This window comes from Methylobacterium oryzae, assembly GCF_021398735.1.
Lineage (GTDB): Bacteria > Pseudomonadota > Alphaproteobacteria > Rhizobiales > Beijerinckiaceae > Methylobacterium.
The window spans coordinates 285,420-305,836 of sequence record NZ_CP090350.1 but is presented as its reverse complement, the minus strand read 5'-3'; the positions used below and the strand labels follow the sequence as shown (position 1 = coordinate 305,836).

The window sequence follows — 20,417 nt, the reverse complement described above, 5'->3', positions numbered from 1 at the left end:
CGGCTGTCCCGGCGCCGGTGTCGGCTCCCGCCAGGACCCGGGAGGCCCGGGCATGATGGCCGCGCGGCGCTGGCTAAGCGCGACGGGGCTCGCGCTGCTTCCGACGACTTCCCAGGCCGCCCTGCCGCCGTCCTGGCAACGCGTGCGTGAAGTCCAGGCCGTCGCGGAGGCGGCCGCGCGGGTGCTGGGATCGCGTCCGATCGATGCAGTCGAGCGCGTCGACGGGGAGCGCTACCGCGTCCGGGCGGGTGACTGTCGGGTCACGGTCCGCGTCGTCGTCCGCCCCCGAGCACAGCCGGGACCGCAGGCCTTCGACGCGATTCCGGACGCTCCGGACTGCCCCTAGGACTGCCACGGGCTTCATCCCTGCGCCGCGGCGTCGAGCGCCGGAGAGGCCTCGGAGAGGTCGCGGCCGCGCACCCGCGGCGCGGCGCTCGCCCGTCAGACAGGCCGGCCCGGCGAGCCGGCGTGCATCGCGCCGATCACGGCGAGCAGACCGAGCAGAACCATGAGCACGGAGTAGTACTGCATCGGGATCCAGAACAGGGTGTGGCGCGGGCGCAGGATCACCGTCTGCCCCGTGCGCGGGTCGAGCAGTTCGCGGCCCGGCCTGCCGTTCAGCCGGGTGCCGAGCCACCAGTTGAAGCCGGCCGCCACCACCCACACCAGGATGACGCCCGTGGGCGTCGGGACGCCCAGGCGGGTGAGCGCCGGATCGAGCAGCACGCTGCCGATCAGGCCCGCCGCCGCGATCAGCGCCGTCAGCATTCCCCAGCCGGACCAGATGATCATTCCCAGACATCCCCTGTCTTGGCGAACGGTCCCGCCTCGCGGGACGCGGTTCCTCCGGCAGGCGCCGGCACGATGTTGCGATGGGCGGCCCAGTCGCGTTTTCGCCGGGTCGCGGGGATTGTCCGACGCCGAAACTGGTATCGACCGGCATCCCGCGCGGCCCGTCGGTCGCCCTCCCGGCCGCGATAGCCGCGGTGCAGATCGGCGGTCATCGGGGTTCGGGCGCGGGTCGGGTCGACGGCGAGGCTCATGCGATCGGCGGATCAACTCACGTCAGGCATCGTCGCGTGCGACACCTCGCACGGCCCGGTCCCGCCGGCAAGCTGACCCCTGACCGAGGGGCGGGATCACCGGAACGGCTGCACGGCCGTCTAGACGTTCATCGACGACCCTCTCGTCGCCGCTGACCAGATCCGTCGACGACCGGAGCGTCGGCGGCCCTGCCTCGCAATGCGCGAATACCGCCGATCTACCTGGAGCCGGACAATCCGAAAAGGATCGCCGCGCCTGCGACAAGGAGCGGCGCCCAGAAATGGACCAGGCCGCCGCCGCTCCAGACCGAGAAGGTCTCCCGGCACCCCGTCGTGTTCATCGCACATCCCAGGGGGACGAAGTACATGAACCACACGAAGGTCGCGATGACGAGAAGTGTCCCGAAAATCAGCGCGGCGCCCCGCATCGACAACATCCTCATGCGCGCCTGGTCCGGGCGCGCTCCGCTACGGCCCGGGGCCACGATCGGATCCCACCCTGCCAGGACCGACGTCTCCTGTCGCTCCATGACGGGCGCGTCCGCGAGGTTCGCGTGAGAGCCGCGACAGGGATCTCGCGGGATCCGCGCCGGCGCGCACCGCGAGGCGGGGGTCCGCGCCCGTGACCGGCCGCGGCCGGAAGAGAGGCGCGCCGCGGATCCGGCCCGTCCGCTACCGGTGAGATGGCGCGGAAGCCGACGCCGGTGTGCAAGGGCCGAGCCCGGAGCGCCCGCGGCGGCCGTCCGGGTCTGGCGCTACCGCGGACCGCCGCCGCGCCGCCGCGCGATCTCGTGTCCCGCGCTGTCGAGGGCGCCCGACGGCGCGAGGCTGTCGTTCGGAACGGCCTGCATGCCATCGTGCGCGGTGCGCGAGGTCGGTCGCGCGAGACCGTGATCGCCGGCGGCCTGCTTCATCGCCAGCGCCCTGCGGGAGCTCGTGACCAGGCGACCGCGCGCCCGGGCGTTCCGCCTGCGCTCGCTCTCCTTGCTGGCGCGCTTCACCGCGGCTGCCAGCACCGCGGCCTTCCGGCGGGTCCCGGTATTGTCGGTCGCGGCGCGCGCGCCGGACGGGGCGGCCTTGCCGCGCAGCTCGCGGCGCTGCCGGCGGGAGATATCCCGCGCACGGTCGCGGCTTGCCCGAAGACGCGCGACCAGCTCCGCCAAGCCGCCGTCATCGGCCTCACCGAGCCTGGGGTGATGCGAGCGCGCGACGAGATCGGCCTCGTCCACGCTCAGGAGACGGGCTTCGTGACGGCTCGATCGGGACATGGGCACTCCTGTGCTGAATGAGGGGTGGCGACAGCGGACGGGCGGATGGCGGGCGGCGATCAGTCGGGGCCGCCCAGGGTCGGTGTCCGGCGCAGCGCCGTCTCGCGCAGGGACCGGTCGGCGTAGGTGCCCTGCACCGCCGCGCGACCGCCGTGGTCAAACAGGTCGAGCATCAGGGCGCTGTGGATGAAGCCGAGATGGCTGAAGGCCTGGGGGAAGTTCCCCAGGAAAGCGCCGTCCGGCGCGACCTCCTCGGCGTAGAGGCCGACGTCGTTCTGGAGGGCGCGCAGGGCGTTGAAGCGCAGCCGCGCCTCCGCGTCCCGGCCGAGCCAGAGCAGCGCGTCGACCAGCCAGAAGGCGCAGAGCAGGAAGGTGCCCTCGTGGCCGGGCAGGCCGTCGTCGTTCCGGTAGCGGTAGACGAGGTGGCCGTGGCCGAGGCGCTCGATGACGACGTCCACGGTCCGGGCGAAGGCGGCCTCGTCGACCGGGAAGCCGACCAGGGGCGCCATCAGCAGGGCGGCGTCGACGTCGTCACCGTCGAGATATTGCGGGTAGTAGCCGTCCCGGTGGATCCCCGGGCCGTTCACGCAGGCGACGATGCGGTCGCGCTCCCGGCACCACGTCTCGCGCGGGCCGAACAGGCGGATCGCCCGGTCCAGGGCGACCCAGTTCATGATCGCCGCGTGGAGGTAGCGCTGCTCGGGCTTGCGCGGCTCCCAGAGACCGGCGTCGGGGCGGTGCCAGTGCGCGGCGGAGATGTCGGCCAGCCGGGCGCCGTGCCCGAGCATCGCCTCCGGGAGCGTGCCGCCCAGGCGTGTGTAGAGGTAGAGCAGGTCGAGCACCTGCCCGTACGCGTCGGCCTGATGCTGCGCGGCGGCCTCGTTGCCGGCCCGCACCGGCGCGCTGCCCTGCCAGCCCTCGAAATGCGCGATCGTGGTCTCGGCGAGGTCGACCTCGCCCGAGACGCTGTAGAGCGGCCGCAGCCGCCCCTCCGCCCGCGCGCAGAGGTCGGACACGAACCCGAAGAAGGCCTCGGCCTCGCGCAGCATGCCGAACTTCTTCAGGACGTAGAAGGACAGGCACGCGTCGCGGATCCAGCAGAACCGGTAATCCCAGTTGCGGATCCCCCCGATCTCCTCGGGGAGGGAGGTCGTGGCCGCCGCGACCATCGCGCCGGTGGGCGCGTATGTCAGCGCCTTGAGCACGAGCGCCGACCGGATCAGCTCATCGGCGAGCGGTCCCGTGTAGGCGGCGTCCTGCGTCCACAGCACCCAAGCCTTGCGCGTCCGCTCCATCAGGGCACGCGCGTCCGGCGAGGCGTCCGGCAGGGCACCGCCGTAGAGGCTGAAGCTCCGCGCCTGCCCGCCCTCGAGGACGAACCGCGCGGCGGCCCCGGCGCCGTCCCGCACGAGTTCGACATCCGCGACGAGGCCCGGGCATCCCGGTGCCGTCACCCGGCCGCCCGCGATCTCCGGCGGCGCGAAGGACTCGGCGAAGCCCGCCAGCGGCCGGTAGGCGACCACCATCGGAACACGGCCCGACACGCCACTGACGAGCCGGACCAGGAGCGGCCGGTGCGGGCCGCCCTCAGGCCCGACCATGAAGTCGTGCAGGGTCACGAAGCCGTCCGGGGTGGTGAAGGTGGTCTCCAAGATGTTGCTGCGGCTCAGGTACTGCCGCGCCGTCTCGTACCGCCCCTCGGGGCGGATGGAGAAATGGCCGCCGCGCCGGCGGTCGAGCAGCCGGGAGAAGGCCGGGTCGGCGTCGAAGCGCTCCAGGCAGGCCCAGTCGATCGATCCGTCGCGGGCGACGAGCGCGCACCCCTCGCAGTTGCTCAGGAGGGCGTAGGCTTCGATCGGCTGATAGGGGCGCTCGCCCGCGTCGGTCATAGAGTCTCCTGGGTGTTGCGCTTCGACGCGCCGGCTGATGTCGGGCCAGGGCGGGCGAGAACCGCGGTCCGGCCTGGTCAGGCGCAGAGCCGGAAGGCCGGCTCCAGCAGCCCCCGCGCGCCCACGTCGATCAGGATCGTCCGGCCATGCTCCGGATCCTCGGCGCGGTCCGCCACGTCCATGCCCTCGTAGGCGGACGTGACCAGCAGGCGGTCGAGATCGCGTCCCGCGAAGGTCGGACAGGTCGGCTGCCGCATCGGCACCGACACGGTGCGGACCCGCTCGCCCGCGGGGCTGTAGGCGTCGAGGCAGCCGGCGCCGAAGCGCGCCGTCCAGATCAGGCCCTCGGCATCCACGGCGGCGCCGTCGATCGCGCCCTCGCCGCCGCGGTGGTCGAAATGGATCTCGACCGGTCCCCGCGGCAGCCCGGTCCTCGGATCGAGCGGGACGCGGTGAAGCACGCCGACGTCGGTATCGACGAAGTAGCCGGTGGCGCCGTCCGGCGAGAAGCTGATGCCGTTGGGGATCGTCAGGCCGCCGAAGAGGCGGTGCACCTTCGTGCCGGCCACGTGATAGATCGAGCCGCGCCCCTTGGTGGCGTCGCGGTCCATCGTGCCGATCCACAGCGCGCCGCTCGGATGGACGCGGCCGTCGTTGGACCGGTTGTGGTGCAGATCCTCCTCAAGGGGGCAGAGCATCCGGATATCCCCGTCCCGGATCGACCGGACGTAGAGACCGTCCTCCGCCGAGAGCAGCTGGTGGGCGCCGTCGATCGCCGCGATGTCACTGACCTGGACGGGCAGGACGTGGACGAGCGCCTTCTGGGCGCTGGCGATCGGCTTCTCGAACAGGCGCGCTTCCAGGATATCGACCCACCACGCCGTCCCGGTGCGCGGATCGTAGCTCGGTCCTTCACCGAGGTGGCAGCGCACCTGGCTGAGAATTCGGATGTCGTGCGGAGGACGCAAATGCTCGTTCCCGTTCGTGTCGGTCGATGTTCGAGGCGGACCTGTCGCGACGGCGTCAGCACTTGTCGCAGACGCTGCCGAGGACCGCGTCGAGGTCCTTCTGCCGTCGCGTCCGTTCCCGCGGATCGTGCAGCGGCGCGGCCCCCGCGCCGGGCGGCACCGTCTGCCCCACCGACGAGCGGTACGGCGCGTTGATCGTGGTCTCAGGGCCGCCGCCCGTCCCCGTGAACGCGGCTGCCAGCGCCGCATGGATGCAGATGAACGGCGCGATCAGGCCGATGATCGCTCCACGGGTCATCGCTTGTCCGACAGTCATGGCGAGCCTCCCGATTCAATCTCCGATCCGATCTGCCTGCGCGGTGATGCGCGCCTCGTCCGCGGGGCGAGAGCCGACGACCGACGGGAGATCCACGATCGACCACACGGCCATCGGCGCACGGTTATTCCCTACCGGCCCGCGACCGGCGCACCGCGCCGACCAAGAGCAGAGACGCCCTCTCCATGTAATCGTCGTTTAATCCGCAGTCTCGGCAAAATCACCAACCGTGACTTCACGCATCATTTCGTGCCGCGATGGCAAAGTAGATGGTGACATGCAATCGCGGAGTGCCCTCACGCACGCATCGGCGCGGATTAAACGCGGCGCTTAGTTCAGCGATGGATGTCGGGAAGGATCATCCGTCACTCAGACAGATGCGCGCGGTCCCCGTCACGCCCTGCCGGCCAGCTCTTCGGGCGGGCACACGAGCCCGGCGCCCACGGCGATCCAGACGAGGTGTGCATCCGTTCGGGCACCGAGCTTGGCGCGGATCCCGGACAGGTTGTTGTGCACCGTCTTCAGGCTCAAGCAGAGGGCCTCGGCCACGGCCTGCGCCGTCATCCCCCCCGCGGTCAGGCTCAGGATCTCGACTTCCCGCGGGCTCAGCGCGTCGACGGCCGAGCGCCCGCCCGCCACCTCGTCCTGGGCGATGGCGTGGGCGATGTCGGCGCTCATCGCCCGCTCGCCGCGCAGCACGGCCGCCACCGCCGCCAGCAACGCGCGCGGCGGGCTCGCCTTGGTGACGTAGCCGCACGCCCCCGCGGCGAAGGCTCGGCGCGCGACGACGGCTCCGGTGCGCATGCTGAAGACCAGGATGCGGGCCGCCCCGTCCCACTGGCGGATGTGCCGGATGGCCTCGATGCCGCTCGGCCCCGGGAGCGACAGGTCGAGGATCACGAGATCCGGCCCGTGCGCCTTGTACTGGCGGTAGGCCTCCGCCGCGCTCGCCGCCTCCGCCGTCACGACGAGTCCCGGCTGTCGCTCGATCAGGCGGCGATAGCCCTCGCGCACCACCGGATGGTCGTCGACGAGCAGGATGGACGTGGGCATGAGACGCCTCAGACCGCGGTCGGGACGGTCGCGCAGGCGCGGATCCCGCTGCCGGTGCCGGTCAGCGTGAAGCTGCCGCCGAGGGCGGCGAGCCGCGCGCGGATGCCGACGAGGCCGCGGCCGGTGCCGGAGGCCGTGCGCGAGACATCGCCCTTGCCGTCGTCGTCCAGCGTGAGCGTCACCGCCCGCGTTCCGGTCTCCGTCCGGACGACCCGCAGGAAGATCCGGCTCGGACGCCCGTGGCGGAGGGCGTTGGTCAGGAGCTCCTGCGCGATGCGGTAGAGGCTCGCCGACACGGTCACGGGCATGTCGGCGAGGTCGCCGGCCACGTCGAGATGGAGGGCCGGGCCGGACCTGAGCTGCGCCCGCCAATCCGCCACGAGGCCCCGCAGCGCGTCCTCCAGCCCGGTCTCGGCGAGGTCGGGCAGTTCGAGGCGTGCCAGAGCCCCGCGCAGGCTCTCCCGCATGGTGGCGAGGACGGCCTCGATGCCGCGCGCGTCCGCGCGCAGATCCTCGCGGTCGTCGGGCGCGGCGAGTTCGATCGCGGCCGCCCGGGCGCCCGCGGCGGCGAGGCACTGGCCGAAGGCGTCGTGCAGGTCCCGCGCGAGCGCCTGCCGCTCCTCTTCCTGCACCGTGACGAGCCGCTGCATCAGCTCCGCGCGCGCGGCCTCCGCGCGGGCGAGCCGGTCGGCGAGGTCATCGCAGGCGCGTGCGATCCGGTCGAACTCGGCGGCGGCGAAGCGCGGCAGCGGCGACCGGGTCCGGGCCGCGTCGAGCCTCGCCAGCCCGCGCACGATCTGCCCGGCGGGCGCGACGAGGCGCGTGACCGCGAGCCAGTTGAGGAGCAGTGTCGCCGCCGTCAGAGCGAGCGCGAGCCCGCCCGCGAGACGCACCCGCTGCCAGACGCGGGCCGCCGCAGCGGTCGGATCGGGCCAGGCGGTGACGCTGCCGATCGTGCGCTCGCGGAAGACGATCGCGCGGATCGTCGGCGCGGCCGCGGCGTCCCCCGTAACCGCCTCCCGGAACCACGCGGGGGCGGCATCGAGGCCATCCCAGTCGCCGCAGACGCGCCGCGGCAACTCGACGCCGAGCTGGATGTCGGCGCAGATCCCCGGGAGGATGGTGAGGAGGGCCGGTGCGGGCTGCGGCGGCGCGGCGGGCATCGCGACCGGACCGGCGCTGCCGAGCCCCGGCTGACGCGCAAGCTGCGCGGCGATCCGCTCCGCCGAGGTCGCGGCCTCCCGCTGCAGGCTCGCCTGGGCCGCGAAGCCGGTCCAGGCGACCGCTCCGGCCAGGCACAGGAGGGCGACCACGAGGAGGCGTAGGCCGAGATGCGCGGGCAGGCTCATGGGGGCGAAACGGCCGGGCTCGAAGCGACGTGCCGATCTGGCACCGGGAAGGGCCCGGCGCGCAAGCCGCGCCGACGCAGCGCGGGAAGAATGCCCGGCCGTGCGCGGGAGGACGTCCCTGGCCCGCGCCCCGCACGCCTCGCAGGATGGCGGCGTTTCGTCTCCCGCGGAGCCCGCCATGGCCTCTCACCTGTCCCGCCGCAGCCTGCTCGCCGCCTCCGCCCTGCTGCCGCTCGGCCTGCACCGCCCCGGCGCGGCCGCGCCCGGACCCGCGCCCCACCGGGTCGGCGCCTTCACCGTGACGCCCCTGCGCGACGGGCTGTTTCCGCTGGAGCCGCGCATGATGCCCGCGGCCGAGAGCCCGGCCGGACGGGGTCTGTTGACGGGGGCCGGTCTTTCCGGGGAGGGTCCGTCGCCGGAGCCGGTCAACGCCTTCCTGATCCGGCGCGGCGCGCGCCACTGGCTGCTCGACGCGGGCTGCGGAACGGTCTTCGGACCGGACTTCAACCGGGTGACCGCCGCGCTGGCGGCGGAGGGCGTGCGGCCCGACCAGGTCGAGACCATCTGGCTGAGCCATCTCCACGCCGACCACGTGGGCGGTCTCCTGACGCCGGGCCGCCTGGCGCGGTTCGCGAACGCCGAGCTCGTGGTGCAGGAGCGCGAGGTCGCCTACTGGTCGGATGCGGGAGCGCGGGCCGCCGCGCCCGACGCCCTGCGGCCGATGTTCGAGACGGCGCAGGCCGTGCTCGCCGCCTACCCCGATCGGATCCGCCGCCTCTCGGGCGAGGCCGAGCTCGCCCCCGGCATCCACGCGATGCCGCTCCCCGGCCATACGCCGGGTCACATGGGCGTGCTGATCGCGGACGGCGTGGACCGGTTGCTGATCTGGGGCGACGTCATCCACTCGCGGCTCCTGCAGATGCCGCACCCGGACTGGACCGTCATCTGGGACACGGATCCGGCGGAGGCGATCGCGACCCGCCGGCGCATCCTCGACCGCGCGGCGGCGGAGGGCCTGAGCGTGACCGGGATGCACCTCGCCGCCCGCGGGCGGATCGAGCGGGACGGGGCGGGCTACGCGCTGATCTAGAGGATCCGGTTCGTGCCGCCGGGTCCGGCCGAGTCCGCGATGCGGCGGGACGACGCCGTCAGCCGCGGCCCCAGTCCCGCAGGTCCCGGACGAACAGGTCCGGCGCCTCCATGGCGGCGAAATGGCCGCCGCGGGGCATCGTCTGCCAGCGCGAGACCGCGTAGCCGCGCTCCAGCCACTCTCGCGGCGGCGCGGGCGTGCGCGGATCCGGGTAGGCCGCGAAGGCCGTCGGCACCGTGACGCGCCGCCCCGGCGGCATCCGGCGCACACCCTCCTGCTGCGCGCCGGCGTAGAACCACGTCGCCGTCGCGAAGGAATCGGTGAGGATGTAGAGCAGGGCGTTGGTCAGGAGCTGATCGTTCGTGAAGACCTGCGCGAAGGGCCGCTCCCGCAGGTCGGCCCAGTCGTGGAAGCGCTCGACCAGCCACGCCAGCTGCGCCACCGGCTCGTCCGCCATGGCGTAGCCGAGCGAGAGCGGCCTGGTGCCCTGCAGCTGCGCGTAGGCCCCGAGCGCCTGCTGGGTGGCTCCGGCCTGCTTCTGCCAAGCCCGCTCCGCGGCGCTCTCCGGCTCGGCATCGGGCTGCACCAGCAGGTAGTTCAGGTGGATCGCCTCCAGCGACGCGGCGTGGTCGAGACCGAGCCAGGCCGCGACACCGGCACCCCAGTCGCCGCCCTGCACCCGGTAGCGCGGGTAGCCCAGTTGCTCGCGCATCAGGCGGTCGAACAGCCGCGCCGCGGTGCGCGCGCCGATCGGCGCGGCGGGTTTGCCCGAGAAGCCGAAGCCGGGCAGCGCCGGGATCACCAAGTCGAACGCGTCCTCCGTCCGCCCGCCGTGGCGCGACGGGAAGGCCAGGAGCTCGATCACCGACCAGAACTCGTAGATCGAACCCGGCCAGCCATGGATCAGCAGCAGCGGGCGCCGGCCTTCCGCCTCGCCGACGACGTGGACGGCGTGCAGGTCGAGATCCTCGACGCGGGCCAGGATCTGCGGGAAGCGGTTGAGCGCGGCCGCGGCCGCGGCCTCGTCGAAGCCGTCGAGCCAGTGGGCGCACAGGTCGGCCAGGACGGCCGGATCGCAGCCGTAGCGCCAGCCGGCTCCCGTCGGCAGGCGCGGCAGGCGGTAGGCCCGCACGCGCTCCCGCACCCAGGCCAGCCGGTTCGCGTCCCAGGCGACGGTGAAGTCTCGCATGATGCCTCCGCTCGGCTCCGCGTCCCGGGAGCGTGCCGATACCGGCCGTCCCGTTCGCGCGACGTTGATCCGGGTCAACGCGGCCGGGCCGGGACGGTCACGCCGGGATCGCCCCGCCCGGCACGACGGCTATTGGCGGCGCGATCGCGCGAGGGCTGTCGGCCCCCGGCGGCCGGCTTCGGTGCCCTTCCGGGACGCGGACCCGACCGGAGCGCCGCAGGCAGGGTACGTCAGCCGGGCGAGACGCGTCGCGACGTCAGCGCCCGCCGCGCCAGGAACCCGGCCGCGCTCATGGCGAGGATCGCGGCCGCGTAGAGGTCGGCGGTCGTCACGTAGCCGATCCGGCGCACGAGATACCCGGCACAGATCACCGGGAGGCTGAACGCCAGGTAGCTCTCGACGTAGTAGCTCGCGAGGAGCTCCGCCCGCTCGCTCGGCTTCGCCAGCGGGACGATCGTGCCGAGGGCGCCGAGGAAGCTCGTCCCGAAGCCGGCCCCGCCGACCAGGGTCCCGCCGATCAGGACCGGCACGCTCCCGCCGTGCATGCCGGCGAGCACGATGACGAGACCGGCGGTCATGGCGAGCGTCCCGATCGTCAGGTTGGCCGCGGCGTCCCGGCCGCGCCGCTGGAGGACCGCGAAGGCGCCGGCGACCATCAGGGCCGCGACCATGACGCCGCTCGTCAACGGGGTCCGGCTGCCCGTCGCGGCGACGACCAGCGAGGGAACGATGGAGAGGTAGAAGCCACCGAGCATCCAGGTCGCGATGTTGGTCGGCGTGATCGCGGCCAGCGGCCGCCTGGCCTGTGGCGGAACCACGACGCGCGGCCTCAGGGCCCGCAGGGCGCCCGCGCGGCGCTCGCCGGTCTCGGGCGTGAGCCAGAGGAGAGCGGCCTGCGCGGCGAACACCGCGCCCAGGATCGCGTAGACGAGGTGGAGGGGGTGCGGGCCGTACTGCACGAGGGCGCTGGTCCCGAGCGCGCCCGCCGCCATCCCAATCAGCGGCATGATCGCGTTCACGAGCTGGGCCCGCGCCCGGTCGACGTCGACGAGCGCGGCGCCCAGCGAACTCGCCGCGATGCCGGTCGCCACGCCCTGGACGAAGCGCGCCGCGATGAGTCCCCACGCCCCGCTGGCCGTCGTGAACAGGGCCATCGCCACCAGCTCGAGGAGCAGCGCGCCGAAGATCACCGGCCGTCGGCCCAGATGGTCCGAGATCGACCCGGCGACGAGGAGCGCCTTGAGGAGCGCCAGCGCGTAGACGGCGAACACCGCGGTCGTGAGCACGGGGGAGAGCGCGTAGGTCTCCTGGTAGAACCGGTACAGCGGCGTCGGAGCGGCGGACGCGGCGAGGAAGGTGCCGAGCACCGCCGCGTGGAAGAACAGCGTGCCGCTGCCCGCGACAGCCACAACTTTCAGCTTGCGGTCCCTGGTCATTGGCGAACCTAAAGGCTAATCCGTTGCGTTTGATGCGTAGGCCCTCCGCACCACAAACGCAATATCTTTGCGTTTGTGGTGCCCCAGATGGCAGAGTGCAGGATGACGACGAGGCAAGGGCCGCGTCCGGGCGGCCGCAGCGCGCGGGTGCAGACCTCGGTTCAGGCGGCCGTGCGCGCGCTCCTGACCACGACGGACCGTTCGGAGATCACGGTGCCCCTGGTGGCCGCCGCGGCCGGCGTGACGCCGTCGACGATCTACCGCCGGTGGGGCACGCTCGCCGAGCTCTTGGCCGATGTCGCGGTCGAGCGGCTCCGTCCCGACGGCGAGCCGGCCGATACCGGGAGCGGCCGGACCGATCTCGAGGCGTGGGCGGAGCAGTACGCGGACGAGATGTCGTCCGCGCCGGGGCGGGAGATGATCCGGGACGTCCTGGCGGCGGCGGACGCGAACTGTGCCCAGCGATGCTGCAGCTTCACCCGCGATCAGATCGCGATCATCGCGGATCGGGCCGTGGCCCGCGGCGAGGCCTTCCCGGACCCCGAGGCGGTGCTGGACGGGGTCGTCTCGCCGATCCTCTACCGGATTCTGTTCGGGACCGCGCTGGACCGGGAACGGATCCTCGAGCTGGTCGACCGCACCCTGACGGCGCGCGAAGCGACCTGACCCGAGGCGCCGACCCCGTGCACCGACCTCGCGGAGGAGGCCGGGCTCCTGACCTCAGCTGCCAGGAGGCGCGACGAGCGGCCCGTCAGAGCGGCTCCACGGGCTGGGCGCGCGTCCGGTCCTTTCCGCGGGTCGCTATCGCGGGTTGCGCCAGCGACGCGCCCGCGTAGCCCGCGGGCGCGACGGCGAGGATTGGTCGCCAGGTCGAGGACCACGCGCGCAGCGGCTCCGGATCGCCGCGGAAGGCGAGGTCGAGAAAGGCCAGCGTCCCGGCGGCGGTCGCCGCCTTGACCTGCGGGTTCAGGTTCAGACCGCCCGTGAGGGGACGGTCGGTGAAGATGCTGTGCGAGCCGCCCTGGAAGACCGCCAAGGACTTCCGGGGCGTCGCGATCGCCTCGTACACGGCGAGGCGGTCGCTGAACGGCGAGGTGCGACCGGGCAGCTGGATGACATCCTCGGTCGCCGTCACGTGCAGGGTCGGGATCTCGACGGCGCCCAGGACCGCCCGCAGGTCGCGCTCGCCGTAGAAGGGCGGCGCCGAGATCACGATCCCGGCCGCGATTCGCGGATCCCGCGCCTGAAGGGCGTGCCCGTCGCGGACGACGCGCGCACCCGCGGCGATCAGAGTCGTGTTGGCGCCGTAGGAATGGCCGGCCGCCACGATCCGGCGCGGGTCGATCCGGTCTCCGAAGGCGCCCCCGTCCTGAACGAGGAGGCGGTCCAGGGCGAAGCGCAGGTCGCGCGCCCGGGCGATCGCCTCCCGTTCCTGCGCCGCCCGCTCGATCCGGTCGAGCAGGGCCAGGGGATTGCCGGTCCAGACGGAGCTGTCGCTGCCGACGTGCTGCAGGTGCAGGCTCGCGATCCCGTGGGACGACCAGTGCCGACCGAGATAGCTGTAGCCGGTCCGGGACTGTCCGAGACCGTGCGAGAACACGACCAGCGGGACGCGGCGCCGGAGCGACGACGTGTTCGGCCAGTACAGGCGTACCGGCACCGGTCGCTGGCGCGCGCCGTCGACCCAGTCGAAGTCGACGATCCGGACGTCCTCGACGACGGGCTCCGCCGCGGCCGGCCGCGTCACACCCGCGGCCAGGGTTCCCAGCAGCATGGCGCCGACCTGCCGACGGTTGGGCAATGGCCGTGCCGCTGTCGGACCGGAAGACTCGAGCATGGGGAAGGCTTTCGCGAGAGGAGGGGAGCCAGGAGGGTTCGCAGAGCCGCGCATCGCCGGCCGCAGCCCGATCACGACGCGCCCTCGCCCCCGGCGCGCGCCAACCGAATTCCGTTCGCCGACGGAGGCCCCGACGGCGAACGAGGCTGCCGATATCGGCAGGAAGGGGCGGGCGCCCGACCGGACTCCGCACCGCGTCCCGAGACCGCGCATCAAAATCGCACTCGGTGTAAAAATATAATTGCACCGCGTGCAACTTTGCAAGTGCGGAATCGCATGTCACAACGCCGGCATGGGGAGCCCGCCACCGAAGCCCGGCAGCCTGCGCGCGCGAAAACGGCAGGAGACACTGGAACGGATCGCCGAGACCGGCCTGCGGCTGTTCAGCCGGCACGGCTACGAGGCGACGACCCTGGACGCGATCGCCGAGGCGGCCGGCATCTCGCGTCGAACCTTCTTCTACTACTTCAAGTCAAAGGAAGAGATCCTGCTGGAGTGGCAGATGCGCGGCTTCGGCGCGGCGCTACGCAAGGCCGTCCTGGCCCAGCCGGATGGCAAGGTCCCGGTCGAGGCCGTCCGGGACGCCCTGCTGGCGCTGTCGACGGGTTTCCGGACCCAGGAGTTCATCAGCATCGATCGCGTCATGCGGTCCAGCGAGACCCTGAAGGCCCGCAAGCAGGCGGCCTACGGCCTGCACGAGCAGGCCCTGCACGCCGCGCTGATCGAGCGCTGGCCGGATCCCGTCCGCAGCGCCCCGCTGCGCCTCGTCGCCATGGCGTCGCTCGGTGCGATGCGCTTGGCGATCGAGGCCTGGATCCAGGCGGGCGGCGACCGTCCCGTGGACGCCTTCCTGCGGGCGGCCTTCGCCGGTCTCACGGCCGAGTTCTGCACACCGTCCCGATAGTCCCGCCGCGATCGGCACGCCGCCGCGGCCCCGCGGTGACGGGCGCGACGCCGTCACCGCCCATCGGCCGGCAGCGCGACGAAGGGATCGCAGGCGGGAACGCCGAGCGGCGCGAAGTGCCGCACGTTCCGGGTCAGGACCGTCCAGCCGTTGCAGCGCGCGGTGGCGGCGATCGCGAGATCCGCGAAGCCGGGCGCGTGCCCCTGTCCGCGCGCCAGATCGGACAACCCGCCGATGTGGCGCGCGACGGCGAGGTCGATCGGGAGGACCTTGGCGGCGTACAGGTGCAGCAAGGTCTCCAGCCACGCCGCGAGGCGCTCGGCCTTGCGCGCGGCACCGTCCCTGCGGCTCTTCGCGATGCCGTCCTCGATCTCGGCGATCGTGACGACCGAGAGGTGGAGCCCCGCGCTGTTCCGGTCCATCCAGTCGATCAGTGCGACGGCCGGAACGGCCTTGGTCGGCGCGCCGGCCGAGAGCACGTTGGTGTCGACGAGGTACACCGCCTCACAGCTCGGCGCTTCTGAGCCCGCCGGACGGGGGGGCGAGGTCGTCCGCCGCGACGGGCGCGGCCATGAGCAGGCGGCCGAACGACGGGACGCGGGACAGCCGCTGCCAGTCCTCGAAGCTGAGCAGCACGGCCTCGGGGCGGCCGTGGCGGGTGATGATCGAGGGCGCGCCCTGCTTCGCTTGGTCGATGACGGCCGACAGCGTCGCCTTGGCGTCCCGAAGCTGGATCTCCTGCATGGCGCTCTCCGTGACCACTGTGGTCATAATGGGTGTCCAGGTTCCGATCTGCAAGGACCGCCCGCGGCCCGTCGTCGGCACCCGGCCCCGGCGGCTCGCCGGGGCCGACCCGTGTCCGGCACGCAACAGTTGATTGCAGACCAGATTATGCCCCTTGCGGTTGCAGCGCTTTAGGACCAACGTATGTTACTGTTAACTGAATACGGGTGCTCGGGTGGCAGCTTTTAAGCCCCTGGACGGGCAAACAGCCTCGGAAACCTTCCAGACGGCGCTGGACGCGCTCGACGTCGTCGGCCGCTGGGAATGGGACGCGGGCGTCGATCGGGTGCGGGCCGATGCCTTCGTCGCCCTGGTGTACAACGTCGATCCGGCCGAGGCCGAGGAAGGCGTCCCGCTCGGCCGCTACATGAGCAGCATCCACGCGGACGATCGCGAGCGGATCGATGATCTGATTCGGCGCAGCGCCCGCGAGGGGACACCGTACCTCGCCGAGCATCGGGTGACCTCGGCGGACGGTCGGACGCGCTGGGTCTTGGTGCGCGGGCGCTTCACCGGCGATCATGTCGGGCGGCTCCAGGGCGGCAGCGGCATCCTCCTCGACATCACCCGGATGCGGATGTTCGAGGACATGGCCGACGAGGCCGTGCCGCGTGCGGAGACGTCGCCCCTCGAGCTGGCAGCGGATCACGCCATCGCGGCGATGTACGCGATCAGCGAGTTGCGGGACGCGGAGCTCAAGGTGCAGGCCGAAGCGCTGCTGATGACGCTGGGCCGCAGGCTCGCCCTCCAGGAGGTCCAGGACCGGCACCGCCAGATGAACTGATCGCGGTGTCCCGAGCAAGATACAGCATGGGGCGGAGCGTCGACCGATCCTGTCCGGGAGCGGGAGACTGGGCCAGACACGCGCGCTATGCTGGTGGATCGGCAGATCAGCGCGGCACGGATGATCCGGCGTTCCAGAACGACAGTCATCGTCCTCGGCGTCATCGCCGGGGCCGCCGTCGCTGCTCTGCTCATCCATCTCCTCCTCGGCCTGCTCTCCCTCGACATCGCGGTCGCCAAGACCAGCACCGAGGATCGGGAGGCCGCGCAGGCGCTCACGCAGCTCTTCGAGACCCAGCATCCGCGGGTGCGCATCCGGACGATCTTCGAGCCGGATCGCCTTGGCGCCTCGGCGGCCCTCGACAAGGGCGAGACCCAGCTCGCCCTGGTGCGCAGCGACGCCGCGCCGAAGGACGGGCAGACCCTGGTCATCCTGCGCCGCGACGCGGTGGTCTTCGTCGCGCCCGGGGGCAGCCCCGTCGACAGCGTGGCCAAGCTGCGGGGCAGCACCGTCGGTCTCCTCGACGGGCGTAAGCTCGACCCGCTCCTGCTCGACCTGATCCTGACGCATTTCGGCGTGCCCCCGAGCAGCGTGCATCGCCGGATCCTGACGATCGACCAGCTGACAGAGGCCGCCCGCAGCCGCCAGATCGGTTCGGTGTTCGTGGTGGCTCCGGTCGGGAGCGCGCTGTGGCTGCCCCTGTTCACGGCGCTGCGCAAAGGCTCCGGGGCGGCGAAGCTGTTCGAAGTCGACGAGGCGGCGGCGATCGCCAAGGAGCACCCCGTGCTCGACACGATCGACGTGCCCAAGGGCGCGTTCCTCGGCTCCCTGCCGGCACCGGGCGACGACATCACCACGCTGTCCGTCAGCCACCGGCTCGTGGCCCGCGGCGCCATGCCGGACTGGCTCGCCGGCGAGATCACCCGCGAGGTTCTCACCGGCAAGCCGCGGCTCGTCGCGCTCGACGACGATCTGGCCGGCATCGAGGCCCCCGACACCGACGACAAGGTCCAGGCGCTCCCGATCCACCCGGGCGCGACGGCGTACCTGACCGGGAACCAGCCCAGCCTGAGCGATCAGGCGCAGAACGCGGCCTACTGGGTCGGGCTCATGATCAGCGCGCTGGCCTCCCTCGGCGCGGCGGGCATCGGCCTGTATCGGCGCTTCCGGCCGCTGCAGCCGCCCACCCGGGTCATGCGCCTCCTGGAGATCTGGCTGTCCGTGTCGAGCGCCGATCCGGTCGAGCTCGATCATCTGGAGCGGGAGGCCGACGCGCTCGCGGCGGAGACGATCCGGATGGAGGCCCACAGGCGGACGGAGAGCGTCGAGATCCGCCTCGTCGCCCTGCTCGTCGCGCATGTCCGCGAGGCCGTCCAGCGCCGGCGGCGGCACGTGGCGCAACGGATGACCTAGCGCCAGGCGATCCCGGCACCGGCCCCCGGCGGCGGCCGATCCCGGCCCGGTCGCGGCCTCACGCGAGCAGGTCGCGATGCGTCCGATGCCCGCGCAGCCACGCCCGGGCGTAGCCGCACAGGGGCACGATCCGATCGCCCTCGGCGCGCGCGTGCGCCGCGACGCCTTCCATGAGACGGCCGGCCGCCCCGGTGCCGCGCAGGACCGGCGGCGCGTAGACGTGGCTGATGACGAGCTGGCCGGGCTCCCGCCGATAGGTCGCGAAGACGACGTCACCGCCGACCTGCAGCTCGAAGCGGCCTCGCTCGACATTGTCGCGCAGCATCTCGGTCCTCCTCGTCCCCCGGCTTTGCGCGGCTCCGATCGGGAAGCACCGCGTCGAACCCGGCGCTCTGCAGGATCCCCGCGCCGCCACGGACGGCCTCTCGGAGGCCCGCGCTCCCGCGACGGTTATATGGGGCGCGTGTCCTCGTCGCGGACGCGGGTCAGAACCGACGCGTCGGCATCGCCGCCGACGACGCGGACATGGCGCGCGAGCGCCGCAGCACGACGAGGCCCGCCGGACGACGCGGCCGGCGCGGCCGGCACGGCGGTCCGCTCCTCGCGGCGCGGATGCGGCGCGGATTAAGCGCGGCCCGCGATCGTCTAACTCTGGACATCCCGAGACCACCTGGACCGCCCGGCTCACGCCGCGGCGGTCATTTCGTGCCGGCATCGTCGGCGGACCGGCCCCTCCGGCCCTCCGAGCCACTCTCAGCGCGGCCCGCCGCGCCGTGTCGGACCGATCTGCGGGCTCCCCGCGGGGAGGCCGGTCCACGTCGGCGTCCCACAGCTCAGGCGCGATCCGGGCGGTTTGCCCGCCGATGCGCGCGCCCGGACCGCTATCGGATATTTCGGCACGTCAACCCGAAGTATTCAATAAGAAAAACATAACACTATGATCTCAAGCTCGATACTTTGCGATATTCCGGAACTCAGACAGCTTTCTGTGCTTGCCCAATGGTAGTTTTCTGGAGAACATCATGACCGCAATCCGGATCTTCGTCCTCGTGTCGTCGCTCCTTCTCGGCACGGCCGGCGCGGCAACGGCGCAGGGCGCCGCCGGAGGATCGACGTCCGGGCCAGCGCCGTCCGGGTCGGGCGGGCAGCGGATGCAGCACGGCGATCAGATGAAGGGCGGAGAGAGGGGCGGGGGCTCGGGCAACACCGGCGTTCCGGGCGCCTCGCCGGCCGACGACGGAAACAAGACTCAGGATTCCCGTACCACGAAGACGAGAGACCGCTGAGAGACCGCGGGTCCGCGACCGCCCGTCCGGAGGCACGGGCCCGGCCGGAACGGCCGGAGCGGTCCCGTCACGCCGCGCACGCCGTCGCGCGGCGCTCTCACTTCCGATCCGCAGCCCCGCGCGACGTGTCCGTTCGAGGACGCGATCCGGCGACGCGACGGCACGGCCGCCAGCGCCGGAAGGCCCGGAACGGATAGCCGGCCGGGCCCGGCCGACGCCCGCTCATCCGAGGGCGTCGGCCGCGGTCACCGGCGCGGATCGGGCGCCGCGCGCCGAGAACCGGCGTTTCCGATCCCGGTTAGCTTTCGTGAGGGGAAGCCAGTCATGGAGGCGTGGGTGCCGCGCTATTTCTTCGATATCCACGACGGTCAGTTGCAACGCGACGAGGACGGGACCGAGTGCGCCGATTTCGACGCTGCGCGCAGAGAAGCGATGATCTCCCTCCCGGACGTCGCGCGATGGGAGATCCCGAGCGACGGGGACAGGCAAACCTACACGGTGGTCGTCCGGGATGCGGCCGGCGCGCCGATCTACACGGCGACGCTGACGTTCACCGGCCTGAGGCTCAGCGAGGCGGCCGGGTAGGTTCAGCCCGCCGCGCGCATCCGGCGCGCTCCGACATCGGCCCAACTCACCGGCGCCGGACGTCCCGCGTGGACACGGCCGACGCCGGTCAGGGGATGTCGGCCGGCTTGACGTCGATCCGGTCGAACCGGCCGAGGCGGTAGATGAGGAACGACAGGAGCCAAGCCGCCGCGAAGAGGCCGACGATGGCGAAGCCGAGCACGCCGAAATGGTCGTTGATCGCGGCGATCCGCTCCCAGAGCCAGCCCTGGAGGTTGAGCTTGTCCGCCAGGAGGTTCAGCGCCTCCAGCGTGCCGACCACCAGCGCGACCACCACCGACACCAGGGTGATGGTGAGATTGTAGAACAGCTTGCGCATGGGCTGGACATAGGCCCAGCTGTAGGCGCCGAGCATCAGCACGCCGTCGGTCGCGTCGACCAGCGTCATGCCGGCGGTGAACAGCGCCGGGAAGACCAGGATCGTCCAGAGATCGATGCCCTGGCTCGCCTGGGCGGCCGAGAGCCCGAACAGGCTCACTTCCGTGGCGGTATCGAAGCCGAGCGCGAAGAGCAGGCCCAGCGGGTACATGTGCCAGGAGCGCGTCACGAGGCGGAACAGCGGCCGCAGGATCCGGGCGAGGACGCCCTGGTTGGCGAGCAGCATGTCGAGGTCGGCCTCGACGTAGCGGCCGGTGCGCCGCACCTGCCGGAACGCGCGCCAGACCCCCGCGAGGACGACGAGATTGACGAGGCCGATGAGGATCAGGAAGGCGGCCGAGACGCCTGTGCCGATCAGGCCGCCGAGTTCCCGGTAGCCTTCCGAGGCCGTGATCAGGCTGGTGGCGGCCAGCGCCACCGCGGCCGCGGCCACCACCACGACGGTGGAATGGCCGAGGGCGAACCAGAAGCCGACCGAGACCGGCCGCTGGCCCGCCTGCATCAGCTTGCGCGTGACGTTGTCGATGGCGGCGATGTGGTCGGGGTCGACCGCGTGGCGCAGCCCGAAGACGTAGGCCAGCAGCGCGGTCGAGAGCAGGGCCGGCTGCCCCGCGAACAGGCTGTAGGCCCAGGACCAGGCGGCGACGTTGGCCGCGATCAGGACGAGGTAGAGCAGAACGATGCGGCGCCGCACGACGCGGGGCGCCGTGCCATCGGACGGGACGATCGCTTCCATCAAAGCCTTACCCACCCGAATACCGTCCCCTCGGCCCCGTTGCCCGGGCCTGTCGCGTCGCTGCTGCCGTG

General features: G+C 72.4%; 23 protein-coding genes. 8 read left to right on the top strand and 15 right to left on the bottom strand.

Translation table 11 applies throughout. The features are described from left to right. The first annotated feature begins 52 nt into the window (after positions 1–52). Complete coding sequence (locus LXM90_RS29875) at positions 53–346, top strand: hypothetical protein (protein WP_020094403.1); 294 nt, start codon at positions 53–55, stop codon at positions 344–346. Positions 347–441: 95 nt separating this feature from the next. On the opposite strand, the gene LXM90_RS29870 is transcribed toward LXM90_RS29875, so the two are convergent. The 8 genes from LXM90_RS29870 to LXM90_RS29835 form a co-directional block, all read right to left on the bottom strand. Further along, positions 442–792: a hypothetical protein gene (locus LXM90_RS29870; protein WP_020094404.1), complete on the bottom strand. Its 351-nt coding sequence runs from the start codon at positions 790–792 to the stop codon at positions 442–444. A 469-nt stretch (positions 793–1,261) separates the two neighbouring features. Then, positions 1,262–1,486 (bottom strand): hypothetical protein, encoded by a 225-nt coding sequence (locus LXM90_RS29865; RefSeq protein WP_234083189.1) that lies wholly within the window; start codon positions 1,484–1,486, stop codon positions 1,262–1,264. A gap of 312 nt (positions 1,487–1,798) precedes the next feature. Next, a complete protein-coding gene (locus LXM90_RS29860) occupies positions 1,799–2,311 on the bottom strand; it encodes a hypothetical protein (RefSeq protein WP_026605125.1) in 513 nt (170 codons plus the stop codon). Between the two features lie 59 nt (positions 2,312–2,370). Beyond that, entirely contained in the window at positions 2,371–4,200 is a 1,830-nt protein-coding gene (locus tag LXM90_RS29855; protein ID WP_020094407.1) for a glycoside hydrolase family 15 protein, read from the bottom strand. Between the two features lie 77 nt (positions 4,201–4,277). After that, the gene (locus LXM90_RS29850; RefSeq protein ID WP_026605126.1) at positions 4,278–5,168 is read right to left on the bottom strand and encodes an SMP-30/gluconolactonase/LRE family protein; all 891 of its coding nucleotides are present in this window, start codon (positions 5,166–5,168) and stop codon (positions 4,278–4,280) included. Positions 5,169–5,223: 55 nt separating this feature from the next. Then, positions 5,224–5,466 (bottom strand): hypothetical protein, encoded by a 243-nt coding sequence (locus LXM90_RS29845; RefSeq protein WP_020094409.1) that lies wholly within the window; start codon positions 5,464–5,466, stop codon positions 5,224–5,226. A 411-nt stretch (positions 5,467–5,877) separates the two neighbouring features. Next, the gene (locus LXM90_RS29840; RefSeq protein WP_020094410.1) at positions 5,878–6,537 is read right to left on the bottom strand and encodes a response regulator transcription factor; all 660 of its coding nucleotides are present in this window, start codon (positions 6,535–6,537) and stop codon (positions 5,878–5,880) included. 8 nt (positions 6,538–6,545) lie between these two features. Next, positions 6,546–7,886 (bottom strand): sensor histidine kinase, encoded by a 1,341-nt coding sequence (locus tag LXM90_RS29835; protein WP_020094411.1) that lies wholly within the window; start codon positions 7,884–7,886, stop codon positions 6,546–6,548. 178 nt (positions 7,887–8,064) lie between these two features. On the opposite strand from LXM90_RS29835, the gene LXM90_RS29830 reads away from it, so the two are divergent. Continuing rightward, positions 8,065–8,976 carry an MBL fold metallo-hydrolase gene (locus tag LXM90_RS29830; RefSeq protein WP_020094412.1) on the top strand — a complete coding sequence of 304 codons (912 nt, stop codon included), beginning with the start codon at positions 8,065–8,067 and terminating at the stop codon, positions 8,974–8,976. Positions 8,977–9,034: 58 nt separating this feature from the next. On the opposite strand, the gene LXM90_RS29825 is transcribed toward LXM90_RS29830, so the two are convergent. Both LXM90_RS29825 and LXM90_RS29820 read right to left on the bottom strand, forming a co-directional pair. Next, positions 9,035–10,165, bottom strand: coding sequence for an epoxide hydrolase family protein (locus tag LXM90_RS29825; RefSeq protein WP_020094413.1), 1,131 nt, complete (start codon positions 10,163–10,165; stop codon positions 9,035–9,037). A 230-nt stretch (positions 10,166–10,395) separates the two neighbouring features. Next, on the bottom strand, positions 10,396–11,601 hold the full coding sequence (locus LXM90_RS29820) for an MFS transporter (RefSeq protein WP_020094414.1): 1,206 nt from the start codon (positions 11,599–11,601) through the stop codon (positions 10,396–10,398). A 102-nt stretch (positions 11,602–11,703) separates the two neighbouring features. Here LXM90_RS29820 and LXM90_RS29815 point away from each other — a divergent pair, with 102 nt between their 5' ends. Continuing rightward, positions 11,704–12,267 (top strand): TetR/AcrR family transcriptional regulator, encoded by a 564-nt coding sequence (locus tag LXM90_RS29815; RefSeq protein WP_026605129.1) that lies wholly within the window; start codon positions 11,704–11,706, stop codon positions 12,265–12,267. Between the two features lie 85 nt (positions 12,268–12,352). Here the strand turns inward: LXM90_RS29815 and LXM90_RS29810 are convergent, their stop codons facing one another. Beyond that, positions 12,353–13,438, bottom strand: a complete 1,086-nt coding sequence (locus LXM90_RS29810) for an alpha/beta hydrolase family protein (RefSeq protein ID WP_103986395.1) — start codon at positions 13,436–13,438, stop codon at positions 12,353–12,355. 292 nt (positions 13,439–13,730) lie between these two features. Between LXM90_RS29810 and LXM90_RS29805 the strand changes: the two genes are divergently transcribed. After that, on the top strand, positions 13,731–14,342 hold the full coding sequence (locus tag LXM90_RS29805; protein ID WP_020094417.1) for a TetR/AcrR family transcriptional regulator: 612 nt from the start codon (positions 13,731–13,733) through the stop codon (positions 14,340–14,342). 53 nt (positions 14,343–14,395) lie between these two features. On the opposite strand, the gene LXM90_RS29800 is transcribed toward LXM90_RS29805, so the two are convergent. Both LXM90_RS29800 and LXM90_RS29795 read right to left on the bottom strand, forming a co-directional pair. Further along, positions 14,396–14,842 carry a type II toxin-antitoxin system VapC family toxin gene (locus LXM90_RS29800; RefSeq protein WP_020094418.1) on the bottom strand — a complete coding sequence of 149 codons (447 nt, stop codon included), beginning with the start codon at positions 14,840–14,842 and terminating at the stop codon, positions 14,396–14,398. Between the two features lie 4 nt (positions 14,843–14,846). After that, the gene (locus LXM90_RS29795; RefSeq protein WP_026605131.1) at positions 14,847–15,086 is read right to left on the bottom strand and encodes a type II toxin-antitoxin system Phd/YefM family antitoxin; all 240 of its coding nucleotides are present in this window, start codon (positions 15,084–15,086) and stop codon (positions 14,847–14,849) included. 214 nt (positions 15,087–15,300) lie between these two features. On the opposite strand from LXM90_RS29795, the gene LXM90_RS29790 reads away from it, so the two are divergent. After that, positions 15,301–15,909, top strand: coding sequence for a PAS domain-containing protein (locus tag LXM90_RS29790; RefSeq protein ID WP_020094420.1), 609 nt, complete (start codon positions 15,301–15,303; stop codon positions 15,907–15,909). 120 nt (positions 15,910–16,029) lie between these two features. Continuing rightward, positions 16,030–17,322: a TAXI family TRAP transporter solute-binding subunit gene (locus LXM90_RS29785; protein WP_234083187.1), complete on the top strand. Its 1,293-nt coding sequence runs from the start codon at positions 16,030–16,032 to the stop codon at positions 17,320–17,322. A 58-nt stretch (positions 17,323–17,380) separates the two neighbouring features. Here the strand turns inward: LXM90_RS29785 and LXM90_RS29780 are convergent, their stop codons facing one another. Next, entirely contained in the window at positions 17,381–17,647 is a 267-nt protein-coding gene (locus LXM90_RS29780; RefSeq protein WP_020094422.1) for a GNAT family N-acetyltransferase, read from the bottom strand. A gap of 697 nt (positions 17,648–18,344) precedes the next feature. Between LXM90_RS29780 and LXM90_RS29775 the strand changes: the two genes are divergently transcribed. Together LXM90_RS29775 and LXM90_RS29770 are read left to right on the top strand one after the other, a co-directional pair. Beyond that, positions 18,345–18,608, top strand: coding sequence for a hypothetical protein (locus tag LXM90_RS29775; protein ID WP_020094423.1), 264 nt, complete (start codon positions 18,345–18,347; stop codon positions 18,606–18,608). Positions 18,609–18,944: 336 nt separating this feature from the next. Then, positions 18,945–19,193 (top strand): DUF6894 family protein, encoded by a 249-nt coding sequence (locus tag LXM90_RS29770; protein ID WP_026605132.1) that lies wholly within the window; start codon positions 18,945–18,947, stop codon positions 19,191–19,193. A gap of 88 nt (positions 19,194–19,281) precedes the next feature. On the opposite strand, the gene LXM90_RS29765 is transcribed toward LXM90_RS29770, so the two are convergent. Further along, complete coding sequence (locus tag LXM90_RS29765; protein ID WP_020094425.1) at positions 19,282–20,346, bottom strand: HoxN/HupN/NixA family nickel/cobalt transporter; 1,065 nt, start codon at positions 20,344–20,346, stop codon at positions 19,282–19,284. Positions 20,347–20,417 lie beyond the last annotated feature (71 nt).

Excerpts from the sequence above, each read along its gene's own strand:
- LXM90_RS29875 (WP_020094403.1), top strand. The coding sequence starts at position 53 with ATGATGGCCGCGCGGCGCTGGCTAAGCGCGACGGGGCTCGCGCTGCTT.
- LXM90_RS29870 (WP_020094404.1), bottom strand. The coding sequence starts at position 792 with ATGATCATCTGGTCCGGCTGGGGAATGCTGACGGCGCTGATCGCGGCG.
- LXM90_RS29865 (WP_234083189.1), bottom strand. The coding sequence starts at position 1,486 with ATGAGGATGTTGTCGATGCGGGGCGCCGCGCTGATTTTCGGGACACTT.
- LXM90_RS29860 (WP_026605125.1), bottom strand. The coding sequence starts at position 2,311 with ATGTCCCGATCGAGCCGTCACGAAGCCCGTCTCCTGAGCGTGGACGAG.
- LXM90_RS29855 (WP_020094407.1), bottom strand. The coding sequence starts at position 4,200 with ATGACCGACGCGGGCGAGCGCCCCTATCAGCCGATCGAAGCCTACGCC.
- LXM90_RS29845 (WP_020094409.1), bottom strand. The coding sequence starts at position 5,466 with ATGACCCGTGGAGCGATCATCGGCCTGATCGCGCCGTTCATCTGCATC.
- LXM90_RS29840 (WP_020094410.1), bottom strand. The coding sequence starts at position 6,537 with ATGCCCACGTCCATCCTGCTCGTCGACGACCATCCGGTGGTGCGCGAG.
- LXM90_RS29835 (WP_020094411.1), bottom strand. The coding sequence starts at position 7,886 with ATGAGCCTGCCCGCGCATCTCGGCCTACGCCTCCTCGTGGTCGCCCTC.
- LXM90_RS29830 (WP_020094412.1), top strand. The coding sequence starts at position 8,065 with ATGGCCTCTCACCTGTCCCGCCGCAGCCTGCTCGCCGCCTCCGCCCTG.
- LXM90_RS29825 (WP_020094413.1), bottom strand. The coding sequence starts at position 10,165 with ATGCGAGACTTCACCGTCGCCTGGGACGCGAACCGGCTGGCCTGGGTG.
- LXM90_RS29820 (WP_020094414.1), bottom strand. The coding sequence starts at position 11,601 with ATGACCAGGGACCGCAAGCTGAAAGTTGTGGCTGTCGCGGGCAGCGGC.
- LXM90_RS29815 (WP_026605129.1), top strand. The coding sequence starts at position 11,704 with ATGACGACGAGGCAAGGGCCGCGTCCGGGCGGCCGCAGCGCGCGGGTG.
- LXM90_RS29810 (WP_103986395.1), bottom strand. The coding sequence starts at position 13,438 with ATGCTCGAGTCTTCCGGTCCGACAGCGGCACGGCCATTGCCCAACCGT.
- LXM90_RS29805 (WP_020094417.1), top strand. The coding sequence starts at position 13,731 with ATGGGGAGCCCGCCACCGAAGCCCGGCAGCCTGCGCGCGCGAAAACGG.
- LXM90_RS29795 (WP_026605131.1), bottom strand. The coding sequence starts at position 15,086 with ATGCAGGAGATCCAGCTTCGGGACGCCAAGGCGACGCTGTCGGCCGTC.
- LXM90_RS29785 (WP_234083187.1), top strand. The coding sequence starts at position 16,030 with ATGATCCGGCGTTCCAGAACGACAGTCATCGTCCTCGGCGTCATCGCC.
- LXM90_RS29780 (WP_020094422.1), bottom strand. The coding sequence starts at position 17,647 with ATGCTGCGCGACAATGTCGAGCGAGGCCGCTTCGAGCTGCAGGTCGGC.
- LXM90_RS29775 (WP_020094423.1), top strand. The coding sequence starts at position 18,345 with ATGACCGCAATCCGGATCTTCGTCCTCGTGTCGTCGCTCCTTCTCGGC.
- LXM90_RS29765 (WP_020094425.1), bottom strand. The coding sequence starts at position 20,346 with ATGGAAGCGATCGTCCCGTCCGATGGCACGGCGCCCCGCGTCGTGCGG.